At 73.2% G+C, this 9,048-nt stretch carries 7 protein-coding genes and 2 pseudogenes; 5 read left to right on the top strand and 4 right to left on the bottom strand.

The window, feature by feature from the left end; translation table 11 throughout:
• Positions 1–307 precede the first annotated feature (307 nt).
• The gene (locus ABZ646_RS32935; RefSeq protein WP_360527055.1) at positions 308–1,078 is read left to right on the top strand and encodes a polysaccharide deacetylase family protein; all 771 of its coding nucleotides are present in this window, start codon (positions 308–310) and stop codon (positions 1,076–1,078) included.
• A gap of 107 nt (positions 1,079–1,185) precedes the next feature.
• Entirely contained in the window at positions 1,186–3,480 is a 2,295-nt protein-coding gene (locus ABZ646_RS32930) for an FUSC family protein (RefSeq protein ID WP_360527052.1), read from the top strand.
• Between the two features lie 116 nt (positions 3,481–3,596).
• On the opposite strand, the gene ABZ646_RS32925 is transcribed toward ABZ646_RS32930, so the two are convergent.
• From ABZ646_RS32925 to ABZ646_RS32915, 3 genes are all read right to left on the bottom strand, one after another.
• Entirely contained in the window at positions 3,597–3,767 is a 171-nt protein-coding gene (locus tag ABZ646_RS32925) for a hypothetical protein (protein ID WP_360527049.1), read from the bottom strand.
• Between the two features lie 12 nt (positions 3,768–3,779).
• Entirely contained in the window at positions 3,780–4,832 is a 1,053-nt protein-coding gene (locus ABZ646_RS32920; protein ID WP_360527046.1) for an alpha/beta hydrolase, read from the bottom strand.
• Between the two features lie 122 nt (positions 4,833–4,954).
• Positions 4,955–6,388 (bottom strand): aldehyde dehydrogenase, encoded by a 1,434-nt coding sequence (locus ABZ646_RS32915; RefSeq protein ID WP_360527061.1) that lies wholly within the window; start codon positions 6,386–6,388, stop codon positions 4,955–4,957.
• A gap of 186 nt (positions 6,389–6,574) precedes the next feature.
• Between ABZ646_RS32915 and ABZ646_RS32910 the strand changes: the two genes are divergently transcribed.
• The 3 genes and pseudogenes from ABZ646_RS32910 to ABZ646_RS32900 all read left to right on the top strand — a co-directional run.
• The gene (locus tag ABZ646_RS32910; RefSeq protein WP_360527058.1) at positions 6,575–7,063 is read left to right on the top strand and encodes a TetR family transcriptional regulator; all 489 of its coding nucleotides are present in this window, start codon (positions 6,575–6,577) and stop codon (positions 7,061–7,063) included.
• A 69-nt stretch (positions 7,064–7,132) separates the two neighbouring features.
• Entirely contained in the window at positions 7,133–7,957 is an 825-nt protein-coding gene (locus ABZ646_RS32905; RefSeq protein ID WP_360527043.1) for a maleylpyruvate isomerase family mycothiol-dependent enzyme, read from the top strand.
• 126 nt (positions 7,958–8,083) lie between these two features.
• Positions 8,084–8,980: pseudogene (locus tag ABZ646_RS32900) on the top strand (hypothetical protein); the annotation flags it as partial.
• On the opposite strand, the pseudogene ABZ646_RS32895 reads toward ABZ646_RS32900, so the two are convergent.
• Positions 8,977–9,048: pseudogene (locus ABZ646_RS32895) on the bottom strand (ArsR family transcriptional regulator); the annotation flags it as partial. The pseudogenes ABZ646_RS32900 and ABZ646_RS32895 overlap by 4 nt on opposite strands.

Here is a 9,048-nt window from a genome sequence, read left to right as displayed (position 1 = left end):
GCGGAGCGGGTGCGGAAACTGTCCTCGCGGTATGCCGAGCCCTCCGCCGTGGTCGGTCCCTGGGACGCGCAGGCCGGACTGGAGGCCGCCCGACGTGCTCGTCCTCGGTGCGGACCGGGATCCACACCGTGGTCTCACGAAGACCGCCAACACCGATCGCCGCGCCCGGCGTTAGAGATCAGGCAGAGAGCCTGTCGCAGAACTCTCGCGGAATTGTCCGTGATCGGTAACGGACGGATCCGGTGCCCGCCGCCTTCCGTCCTGACGGGTGCACGGGAACGACAGAACGACAAGGATCGGGGCGGACATGGCGCGGCACGGCGGACGGGGTTGGTACGGCCAGGTGGTCGCTGGGGCGCTCGGGGTCAGTGCGGTGGCCGTCGCCGCCTCGCTGTGGACCGCGCAGGCCGGTCCCGTCAACGGGTCCTCAGGTACAGGGGGTTCGGCGCCCCACACGGTTCCGAAGGCGGCCCCGGTGTCGGTGGAGATCGCGCACGCCTCGGACCGGGGCGCCCGGGGTGTGAACATCACCATCGACGACGGCCCGGACCCGGTCTGGACCCCGCGGGTGCTGGAGGTGCTCAAGGAATACGGCGTGAAGGCCACGTTCTGCATGATCGGCCCGCAGGCGCAGGCGCATCCGGACCTGGTCAAGGCGGTGGTGGCGGCCGGGCACCGGCTGTGCGACCACACGGTGTCGCACGACGTCACCATGGACAAGAAGTCCGAGGCCTACCAGTCCCAGCAGATCCTGGACGCCGAGCGCATGATCACGAAGGCGTCCGGGGGCGTACGACCGCTGTACTACCGCGCCCCGGGCGGTGCCTTCACTCCGTACAGCCGCAAGATCGCCGCCTCCCACGGCATGCGCCCGCTGGGCTGGAACGTCGACTCCAAGGACTTCGAGCGCCCGGGCACCGCCGTCATCGTCAGCACCGTGAAGAACGAGATGTCCAACGGCCCGACGATCCTCTTCCACGACGCCGGCGGCGACCGCTCCGAGACGGTGGCCGCCCTGCGCGAGGTACTGCCGTGGCTGAAGGAGCAAGGGCACTCGTTCGGCTTCCCGGTGCGCTGAGCCCCGGCCACGGCACATGTCGCGGACGGCCCGGTGGTGGCAGCATATGAGTCGGGTGCGCGGTGCGGCGGCGGGGCCGACCGTGCCGGGGCCGACGGGAGGTGTACATGTCGGGGCGGGCGCCACGGTGGCTGACGTGGCTGCGTCGCAGGGACCCGGACCTCGCGGCGACCCGGCGGGCCGGGCGGACGGCACTGGTGATGCCCGCCCTGTTCGCCCTGTGCACCGAGGTGCTGCACTCCCCGACGACGGCCAGTTTCGCCGCGTTCGGGTCGTTCTCGATGCTGCTGCTGGTCGACTACTCCGGCCCGATGGTGGAGCGGCTGCGGGCGCAGGTGGCGCTGGCGCTGGCCTGGCTGGTGCTGATCTGCGTGGGGACGCTGGCGGGGCGGGAGATCTGGTCGGCCGTGGCGGCGACGGTCGTGGTCGGTTTCCTGGTCCTCTTCGCGGGCGTGGTCAGTTCGGTCCTGGCGGGCAGCTCCACGGCACTGCTGCTGGCCTTCGTGCTGCCGGTCAGCGCGCCGGTGCCGCTGTCGCAGCTGCCCGAGCGGCTGGCGGGTGCGGGGCTCGCGGCGGCGGCGGCGCTGCCCGCCGTCGCCCTGCTGTGGCCGCGGCCGGTCGCCGATCCGCTCAGCGCCCCGGCGGCCGCCGTCTGCCGGGCCGCCGCCGGGTACCTGCGCACCCGGGCGTCCCTGCCGGGCCCGGACCTGCCGCCCGACGCCGACCTGTGCCGGGCGGCGGCCGAGCACACCGCCCGTACCGGCGCCGAACTGCGGGCGGCCTTCGACGCCACCCCGTACCGGCCCACCGGCCTGTCGGCGACTTCCCGCGCCCTGGTCCGGCTGGTCGACGAGCTCACCTGGCTGTGTGCCGTGCTCGTGGACCGGTCCGACTACGCCGACGAGCCGCCCGGCTGCGATCCGGCCGCCCATTTCGTGCGCCGGGCCGGCGCGCTCGTCCTGGAGGCGGCCTGTGACCTGCTCACCGACCTCGACGGCGACACCGGTCCGCTGCGGACCCGTGCCGCGGAGCTGCGGGCGGCCCTGACCGGGATGGAGCACAGCTCCGCCGTCCGTGTGCCCGCCGAGCCGCCGGACGGGAACAGGACGGCCGAGGTCTACGGGTTCATCGCGATGCTGGACGTGTCCTTCCGCGCCCAGGAGCTGGGCTTCGCCGTGCTGCAGATCGCCGACAACGTCGGCATGGCGGCCTCCGCCTGGCAGCGGAGCTGGCCCGAGCGGCTGCTCGGCCGGGAACCGGGCGCGCTGACCGCGCCGCTGGCCGCCGCCCGCGAACGGGCCGTCACCCACCTCACGGTGGACTCGGTGTGGCTGCACAACAGCCTGCGCGGCGCCGTGGGCCTCGGCATCGCCGTGTTCCTCGCCGGGGTGACCGGAGTCGGGCACTCCTTCTGGGTGCTGCTGGGCACCCTGTCCGTGCTGCGCTCCAACGCGCTCAGCACCGGGCAGAACGCCGTCCGTGCCGTCCTGGGCACCGTGGTGGGATCCGTGATCGGGGCCGGGCTGCTGCAGCTGATCGGCCACCACGGCACCGCCCTGTGGTTCGTGCTCCCGGTGGCCGTCCTGCTCGCGGGCGTCGCGCCCGCGGCCGTCTCCTTCGCCGCCGGGCAGGCGGCGTTCACCGTGACGCTCGTGGTGCTGTTCAACATCGGCCACGACCCCAGCTGGCACATCGCCCTGCTGCGCGTCCAGGACATCGCGCTGGGCTGTGCGGTCAGCGTCGTCGTCGCGGTGTTCTTCTGGCCGCGCGGCGCCCGGGCCGCCGTGCACCGGGCGCTCGCCGAGGCGTACGACGACAGCGCCCGTTACCTGGGCTGCGCCGTCGACTACGCCCTCGGCCACAGCACCCCCACGGATCCCGGTCCGCAGAGCCGGGTGGCGGCGGCCTCCGCCCGGCGGCTGGACGACGCGTTCCGCAGCTACCTGGCCGAACGCGGCGCCAAACCCCTGTCGTTGGCCTGTACGACCACGCTGGTGACCGGGGTCGTGGGCCTGCGGCTGGCCGCCGATGCCGTCGTGTCCCTGTGGCAGGGCGAGGACCTGGCCCGGGTCCAGGCCGTCCGGGCCGACGCCCACGGTGCCGTGCTCGGGTCCGCGGCCCTGGTCACCGGCTGGTACCACGAGTTCGCCGCGAGCCTCGGCGACCACTCGCCGGTGCCCGACGTCGTCCCGCTGCGGCCCGAGGGCGCCGCCCGGCTCGTCGAGTCCGTCCGCACCGAACTCAGCGACGACGAGGGGCGGGCCACCCCCGTCGCGATCCGGATCATCTGGACCGACGACCACGTGGACGCCGCCCGCAGGCTCCAGCCCGGCCTCGCCGACGCGGCGAAAGCCCGGGCGAGAGCACGCCACCACGGCCCGCGGACGGCGGCCGCCTCCTGACAGGCCGGGGACGGGCGGGCTGCGCGGCCCCGGGCGGCCCAGCAGTGACGGGCACGGCCTCCCGTTCGGCAACGGCCCCTGCGGCGACCGCTCCTACCGAGCAGCCACTCCGCGGATCATGGGGCGCTGCGCCCGGAGCCGCCGGTCGGCCGCCCGCGTTCGGACACGGTCCGCAGTTCCCGCAGCTGCCCGGGGCCGTCCGTCTCGGGCGGTGGCGCGAGGAACCACGGCTCGCCCCGCCGCCGCCACCGCCCGCGCCCCGCCCACCCGGCGCGCGCCGCGGCCATACCGATCACCTGTCAGGACGGTGACGGGACCGCGAGGTGATCCGCGTCGACGACGGCCCGCGCGAAGGCCTCGGGGGCCTCCTGGGGGACGTTGTGACCGACGCCCGTCAGCGTGCGGTGCTCGTAGGCGCCGGTGAACCTGTCCCGGTAGCCGCTGCCGTTCCCGGGGGCGGTGAAGGGATCGCGCCCGGCGTCGAGGGTAAGGGTGGGCACGGCGATGAAAGGCCGTGCGGCGAGCCGCTTCTCGAGATCGTCGTAGCGGCGCTCGCCGTCCGCGATGCCCAGCCGCCAGCGGTAGTTGTGGATGACGATCGCCGCGTAGTCCGGGTTGTCGAAGGCCGCCGCCGTGCGGTCGAAGGTGACGTCGTCGAAGTCCCAGGTCGGGGAGACCTGCTCCCACACGAGCCGGGTCAGGTCACGTCGCCGGTCCCGGTCCTCCATGGCCAGCCTGCCGCGCTCGGTGGCGAAGTAGTACTGGTACCACCAGGTGTACTCGCTCTTCGCCGCCTGGGGTTGCAGGTTGGCCTTGACGTCGGTGATCAGGTACCCGCTCACCGACACCAGCGCCCGGCACCGCTCGGGCCACAGCGCGGCGATGATGTCGGCGGTGCGCGAGCCCCAGTCGAAGCCCGCCAGCACGGCTTTGCCGATCTTGAGGGCGTCCATCAGGGCGACGATGTCCAGCGCGACGGCCGACTGCTGCGCGTTGCGGAAGGTGCGGTCGGACAGGAAACGGGTCGTGCCGTGGCCCCGCAGATAGGGCACGATCACGCGGTAGCCCCGGGCGGCGAGCAGCGGGGCGACGCCGGCGAAGCTGTGGATGTCGTACGGCCAGCCGTGCAGGCAGACGACCACGGGACCGTGGGCAGGGCCGACCTCCGCGTACCCCACGTCGAGAAGTCCGGCCCTGATCTGCCTCAGCCGCGGAAAGGCACCCCCGGCCACCGGCACCGGTGACGTGCCCCGGGGAGCGGCGGAGGCGGTCGGCGCGCCCGGCAGCCCGCTCAGCGAGACAGCCGCCGCTCCCGTGCCCAGAACCGTGCCGAAGGTGCGCCTGTCGATCACGTGAAGCCCTCCTCGATGCAGTGTTCACCGTTGCCTCACGTCACCTGCTGAACCGGTGACGCATCGGCACCCTCTCACAACTCGCCTTGCCTGCGGCCGCGTTCGTCCGACATGGCGCAAGTTCATACGGTGACGGTCTTGTACTCGATGTACTGGGCGAGCCCCACCGCGCCGTACTCGCGGCCGATGCCGCTGGCCTTGTGGCCGCCGAACGGGCCGTCGAACCCGATCGGGGCGCCGTTGACGGTGACGGTGCCGGTGCACAGCCGGCGGGCGATCTCGAGGGCGTGGGTCTCGTCGGCGGACCACACCCCGCCGGAGAGGCCGTACTCGGAGTCGTTGGCGATCCGTACGGCGTCGTCCTCGTCGTCATAGGCGATGACCACCAGGACCGGGCCGAATATCTCCTCCTGGGCGATCCGCATGGAGTTGTCGACGTCGGCGAAGACGGTCGGGGTCACGTAGTTGCCGTTCTCCAGCCCCGGCGGGATCCCGGGGCCGCCGGTGACGAGCCGGGCCCCTTCCATGATGCCGAGCTCGATGTAGTCGCGCACGCGCTGCTGCTGGTCAGGGCGGACCATCGGGCCGATGAAAGTGTCCGGATCGGCCGGGTCGCCGACCTTGAGGGACTCCACGAGGTCCTTGAGGGCGGTGACGACCTCCTCGTACCGGGCGCGCGGGGCGAGGACCCTCGTCTGGGCGATGCAGGACTCGCCGTTGTTGAGCAGGGAGGCGAACTTCAGCCCCTGCACGGCGTGCCGGACATCGGCGTCGGGCAGCAGGATCGCGGCGGACTTGCCGCCCAGCTCCAGGCTGACCCGCTTCAGCTGGGCGCCCGCGATGGCGGCGATGCGCCGTCCGGCCCCGGTGGAGCCGGTGAAGGCGACCTTGTCGACGTCGCGGTGCGAGACGAGGTGCTCACTGGTCCGCCGGTCGGCGGGCAGCACGCTGATCACACCGTCCGGCAGACCGGCCCGCTCCAGCAGCCCGGCGAGGAGCCCCATGCTCAGCGAGTTCTCCGGGGACACCTTCAGGACGACCGTGTTGCCCGCGAGCAGCGCCGGGACGATCTTCGCCATGGCCGCGGAGAACGGGGAGTTCCAGGGGATGACCGCGGCCACGACACCGACGGGCTCACGGCGCACCACGGTGCGGACCGCGGCGGCCCGTTCGAGGGTCTCCTCCCAGCCGAACTCCCGCGCCGCCTCGAGATAGGCGTTCGCCTGCCGGGTGAGCCCCGGCTGGCCGGCCCTGGTGAACCAGTTCGCCGAGCCGTTCTCGGCAGAGACGAGGTCGGCGATGCGCTCGGCCTCGGCCTCCCGGAGCGCGTTCAGCCGCCGGATGACCGCGATGCGCTCCGCCGGTGCGGTGCGCGGCCACGGACCCTCGTCGAAAGCGCGCCTGGCGGCGGCCACGGCGCGGTCGATGTCGGCCGGCCGCGCCTGGACGGCACGGCCGATGACCGCCTGGTCGTGCGGTGAGCGGATGTCGAGGAGTTCGGGACTGCTGGGCTCGGTCCAGCGGCCCGCGAGGAAGAGGCGGTCGTAAATGATCATGTGCTCTCCGGGGATCTCGTATGCGGTGACATCCATCTTCTGCCACAGCAATGTAGCACTTGTATTGAATGCAGTCTCAGCCACGAGGCGGTAGCTGTGACAGGCTCCACACTCCGGGCTATGCTTCGGCGCGTGAGAGCAGACGCAGCACGCAACCTGGAAGCCGTCCTGACGACCGGGGCCCGCATGCTCGCCGCCGACCCGGGCGCGAGCATCGCCGCGATCGCCGCGGAGGCCGGTGTGGACCGGCGCACGGTCTACCGGCGCTTCGCGTCCCGCGGAGAGCTGCTGACGGCCGTCTACGAGGCGCGTTACGACGCGGTCGAGCGGGCGGTCGAGCACGCCCGGCTGCGCGAGGCACCGGTCGCCGTGGCGCTGCACCGGTATGTCGAGGAGATCATCGGCGTGAACCGGACCTGGCCCGTGGAGCTGACCCGGCTCAAGGCCGACGAGGCGATCCGGGAGCGGCGTGACGCCCTGAAGCGGGAGGTCGACGACTTCCTGCGGCGCGCCGCCGACGAAGGCCTGCTGCGCACGGACCTGCCCCTCGACTGGGCGAGTTCACTGCTGCCCCAGCTCATGCATCTGGCCGCGCATCAGCTGCCCGAACTCACCGCCGCCCAGGCCGCCGACACGGTCGTGGACACCTTCCTGGGGGGACTCGGCCCCCGGTGAGCGCCATGGGGGTTGTCGTACGTCCGTACGTCTGATTGGGTACCGCGCGACGGAGCGGGGGCAATCGGCGTGGACCAGGTGGCACGGCAGGACGTCCGAGGGGCGCTGCCCGAAGGGCTCGGGCGGGCGATACGGCAGAGCGCCGACGACATCGCGGTGGTGCTGCGCGCCGCATCCGACCCTGGGGTCCCCGTGCCCGGGTCGACGTGGACGCTCGGCGAGGCCGCGGCCCATCTGGCGTTGGCCAACGCCCTGATGGCCGACCTCGCGGAGGGCCGGGAACGCCCCTACGGCGACGGCACACCGCAGAGCCTGGCGGCGGCCAACACCGAGTCGCTCGCCGGGTTCGGGGAGCGCCGGGCCGGGCCGCTCGCCACGATGATCATCGAGCAGGCCGGGCGCTGTGCCGACGCCCTGCGCGCGGCGCCCGACGGGCCGGCGCCCGTCACCCCGCTCGGTCCGATGGACCGCTCCGTCCTGGGCTCCTACCTGCTCACGCACATGCTGGGCCACGGCTACGACATCGCCCGTGCCCTGGGGTTCCCGGACATGCTCGACCCCGACCGGGTGACCTGGTGCCTGCCGTTCCTGCTGTCGGCCATGCCGACCGTGGCGGACGGCGCGGCCGTCGCGGGACTGACCGCGCGTTACTCCGTCCGGCTGCGCGGTGGCGGCGGTGCCTTCGGTGTCACCGTCGGCGACGGTGCCGTACGGGTGACGGCGGAGCCGCTGGACCGCCCGGACTGCACCATCGTCGTCGAACCGGTCGCCTTCCTCCTCATCGCCCTCGGCCGCCGCAACCCCTGGGCGGCGATCGCGAAGGGACAGGTGCTCGCCCACGGCCGCCGCCCCTGGCTCGCGCCCCGCTTCCCCACCCTCTTCGTCGCCCCCTGACCCGGGCGCCGTCCCGGCGGCCTCCCCCGTCCGGCGCAACGCCGCTCAGCCAGAAGAGGCGGGCGGGCGTGACCGATGTGACCGTGGTGGAAGGTATGGGCGCGCGCACGGATCCAAGGAGGCTGTATGGCCGAGGGAATGGTCGAGGGCAGGGCGTCCCGCACTGCCCTGGTGGACGGCTCAGGCCGTCCTCTGCCGGCCTTCGAAGGCATGAGCGCCGTCGCCGATGCCGTCCTCTACGAGGGCTACCTCCTCTACCCCTATCGGCGGTCCTCGCCGAAGAACCGTGCCCGCTGGCAGTTCGGGGTCCTGTTCCCCCGTGCCTGGGTGGAGGCGGACGGGCCGGTCAGCCCCGGCGTGTCGGGCTCGGCGGACTCCTGGTACCAGCAGACGGAGTGTCTGGTGCGGGTACGGCGGCCGGGTGCGGTGCTACGGCTGCGGGTGCGGTACCTGCAGATGCAGCACAAGCAGGCCGAGGACGCCGACGGGCGGCCGGTGGAGTCGCTGACGTGCGACGACGGCACCGTACAGCTGACCTTCGAGGAGGCGGTGCCGCGCGAGGCCGAGCTCACCGCGGCCCTGGACGAGGGCGAGCACACGTTCGCGGTGGGTTCCCCGGCCGGTACCGACGCGCAGGCGCTGCCCGGCTGCGCCGGGCGGGTCGTACGGCGCCGCGAGGAGGTGCGGGCGAGCACCACACTGGTGGCCGAGCGGCTCGGCGGAGATGTACTGCGGCTGCGGGTGCGCACCGCGAACGAGGTCCGTACGACCGAGCCGCACGCCACCCGGGACCGGGCCCTGCGCCACGCCCTGATCGCCACCCACACCCTTCTCGGTGCGGACGGCGCGGAGTTCGTCTCCCTGATCGACCCGGGCCCGGACCTCGAGGACGCGGCCCGGAGCTGCCGCAACGACTTCACCTTCCCGGTGCTCGGCGGCCCGCCCCCGGCCGGCTCCCCCGCGGACGGCGCGGTCTCGCCCCTGCTGCTCTCCTCGCCGATCATCCTGCCCGACCATCCGCAGTTACGCAGGCACGCCAGGTGGTTCGACAGCCTGGTGCGGGAGACGTTCAGCGCGTCGGCGAGGTCGGC

It is taken from the genome of Streptomyces sp. NPDC007162 (genome assembly GCF_040634175.1).
Taxonomy (GTDB): Bacteria; Actinomycetota; Actinomycetes; order Streptomycetales; family Streptomycetaceae; genus Streptomyces.
Note: the sequence above shows the minus strand (reverse complement) of the source record. Positions and strands in the feature narration are given on the sequence as shown.